We start from the raw sequence: 3,529 nt of genomic DNA on the forward strand, positions 1-3,529 counted from the left end.
CTGCCTTTTAAGATATTTAAATAGACTCTACTCGTTTCTCAATACCTCTATAACCTTTATATCTGTTGCTTTTTTTGCTGGATAGTATGAGGAAAAGATTATTATAAATATGGCTCCTATAATAATCATAGAAAAATCAAAGGCGCTCAAATCCAAAGGAAGTTTGCTTGTTCCGTAAACATCTGGAGGAAGTTTTACGATATCAAACCTACCAAGCAAAAATATACCCAAAAGCCCTAAAATTGAACCAAAAACTATTCCAAATCCGCCGATTATTGAGCCAAGATAAAAAAATATAGCTTTAATCTCTTTTTTTGTAGCGCCCAAAGATAAAAGTAAGGCTATCTCTTTTCTTCTATTCATTACGGTCATTAAAAGAGAGCTTACTATATTTAGAGCAGCAATTAAAATAATAAGCATCAATACTATAAAAAGTGCTCTTTTTTCCATCTGCAAGGCGGCAAAAAAGTTTCCGTTTTGTTGCCACCAACCAACGATACCGACACTTTTTGGAAGATCTTTTTTTAAAATTTTTATATCATTTTGAGGATCTTTTGAGTAGATATGAATCCCACTAAATTCATCTTTTTTAATTCTAAGTATCTTTCTTAAAGACTCTAACGTGGTATATACGTAGCTTTTATCGTAAGCTACCAATCCAGATTTAAAGAAACCTTTTATTTTAAATCTCTTTATCAAAGGAGTTAACGCAAATCCGTTGGGTTCGGTTTTGGTAAATATAAAAACGACTTTCTCTTCTTCATTTAAATAGAGTCTATCATACATCTCTTTACCAACAATCGCTTCAAATTTTTTTAATTTTTTGTTTTCTAAAGCTTTTTTAATAACCTCGTTTATCTTTTTCTCTTTTTCAAAATCTACACCAAATAAAATACCCCCTTCCATTAAATCCCCTTTTTTGACGATAGCTTGAGTGTTTATATAGGGACTAAATATTAATCGGGGATATTTTTTTTCTAAATTTTTCAAAAGAGTTTCATTTACAGCTCCGGGGAGTTTTGGATATATAGTTAAAGGATAATTCATCGTAAAAAGTTTTTTTTCAAACTCTTTATCAAACCCGTTCATAATAGCCATAGCAACGATCAATACCATAACACCAACGGTTATACCCAAAAAGGCCAAAAGAGCCGATAAAAATATAAAGGGCTGATCTTTATCAAATCGAAGATATCTTTTAACTATAAAAAAGATAAATTTTTTATCCATAAAAACAGCCTAGATTAAGCGTTTGCCTGAGCTAAAACTCCCTTTTTAGGACCGCTTCTTCCGCAACAATGTTTATATTTTTTGCCACTTCCGCAAGGGCAAGGCTCGTTTCTTTTTGGTTTTTTAGAAGCAATAAGCGGCTGATTTTGATTTGTTTGAGTTTTAACCTCTTCTCCATGCTGCATAATAGCACTTGATTTTAGCTCCTCTTCCATTCTTTTTAGCTCTTCTTCAAGTTTTTTTATCTCCTCTTCCTCTTTTTCACTTCTTAACTCCATGGTATGTAGAGTTTTTATCACCTCAAATTTTATATTTTGAACAAGCTCCATAAAAAGATTAAAACTCTCTTTTTTATACTCAACAAGAGGATCTTTTTGATTATAACCTCTAAGTCCTATTCCGGTTTTTAAAATATCCATCTGATAAAGATGATCTCTCCAACCGTTATCTAAAATCTGTAAATATAATATTCTTTCAATTTCATTTTTTTGTTTTTTATCAACTACGCTCATTTTTTTATTATATTCATCTTCAAGCTTTTGTAAGATATAGTTTTTTAACTCTTCATAATCTTTCTCTTTTAATTCTTCTATAGAAAAATCGCTATGAAGCTCCTCTTTTAGTTTTAGCGCAAGTTTTTCAAGATTAAAGTCGTCTTTAGGAGTTTCTGGGAAAATCTCACAATCGCTTAAAAGATGTTCTATAAACTCATCTCTATTTTCTTTTATTTTACTTTCTATATTAAATTCGGGATTTAAAAGCTCTTTTCTAAATTTATAGATAGTTTTTCTCTGCTCGTTTGCCACATCATCATACTCTAAAATATATTTTCTTGACTCAAAATGCATAGCTTCAACTTTTTTCTGAGCTTTTTCAACGGCTCTTGTTACCATTTTTGACTCGATATGTTCACCCTCTTGTATGCCTATTCTTTCCATTATATTTTTTATTCTATCGCCGCCAAAAATTCTTAAAAGATTATCTTCCAAACTTAAAAAGAATTGACTCTCACCAGGGTCTCCCTGTCTTCCTGCCCTACCTCTTAGCTGATTGTCTATCCTTCTTGATTCATGTCTTTCGGTTCCTAATATAAATAGCCCTCCAAGACTTCTAACTTCATCGTCGATTTTTATATCAACTCCCCGTCCAGCCATATTGGTAGCTACGGTAACCGCTCCCTTCTTTCCGGCTTGCGCGATTATTTGAGCCTCTTGTTCGTGATGTTTTGCGTTTAAAACAGCGTGTGGAATTTTTTCTTTTTTTAATAATTCATGTAAAAGCTCATTTTTTTCGATAGAGGTTGTCCCTACTAAAACAGGTTGCCCTTTTTTATGAAGCTCTTTTATCTTTTTTATTACCGCATCAAACTTCTCTTTTTCTGTTTTAAAGATCAAATCATCATGATCTTTTCTGATTACCGGTCTGTTTGTTGGGATAGAAATTACCTCAAGATTGTATATTTGTGAAAATTCAGTAGCTTCTGTTTGAGCGGTTCCGGTCATTCCCGCAAGCTTTTTATACATCCTAAAATAGTTTTGAAAAGTAATATCGGCAAGAGTTTGCGACTCCTCTTTTATCTCAACACCCTCTTTTGCCTCAAGAGCTTGATGGAGCCCCTCGCTAAATCTTCTACCCTCGCTTAATCTTCCGGTAAACTCGTCAACGATAATAACTTCTCCGTTTTTTACCACATAATCAACATCTTTTTCAAAAAGATAGTTTGCTTTTAAAGCTTGATCAAGATGGTGAGCCAAAATTGCATTTTCCAAATCGTATAGATTTTCTACACCAAAAAGTTTTTCGGCCTTTTCGATACCTTTTTCGGTTATTAAAATAACTCTATTTTTCTCATCGACGGTAAAATCTTCATCTTTTATAAGCTGTTTTGCAATTTTATCAGCTTTTATATAGTTATCTAGTTTTCTGTTTGTAGGTCCTGAGATTATAAGAGGAGTTCTTGCTTCATCTATCAAAATAGAGTCAACCTCGTCTACGATAGCAAAATTGTGCCCTCTTTGGACCATCTCTTCAAGAGAGTATTTCATATTGTCTCTTAAATAATCAAAACCAAACTCATTATTTGTTCCATATGTTATATCGGCTTCATACTGCTTTTTTCTCTCAAAATCATCATCTATTTCGCTTGTTATACATCCAACGCTATATCCTAAAAAATTATATAGTTTTCCCATCTCTGTGGCATCTCTTTTTGCAAGATAGTCATTAACCGTAACAACATGAACTCCCTCACCCGTCTTAGCGTTTAACGCCACAGCCAAAGTTGCAACAAGGGTTTTAC

2 protein-coding genes are annotated in these 3,529 nt (G+C 32.8%); both read right to left on the reverse strand.

Annotated features, from left to right (window positions below; genetic code table 11):
* Positions 1–27: 27 nt before the first annotated feature.
* The gene (locus tag AC30RD_RS07430) at positions 28–1,230 is read right to left on the reverse strand and encodes an FtsX-like permease family protein (RefSeq protein ID WP_489493798.1); all 1,203 of its coding nucleotides are present in this window, start codon (positions 1,228–1,230) and stop codon (positions 28–30) included.
* A 14-nt stretch (positions 1,231–1,244) separates the two neighbouring features.
* A partial coding sequence (gene secA / locus AC30RD_RS07435) for a preprotein translocase subunit SecA (RefSeq protein ID WP_489493800.1) occupies positions 1,245–3,529 on the reverse strand: 2,285 nt, incomplete at its 5' end.

Source organism: Nitrosophilus sp., assembly GCF_982775275.1.

What these genes read in the sequence shown, in the direction of transcription:
- AC30RD_RS07430 (WP_489493798.1), bottom strand. Translation starts at nt 1,230, where the DNA reads ATGGATAAAAAATTTATCTTTTTTATAGTTAAAAGATATCTTCGATTT.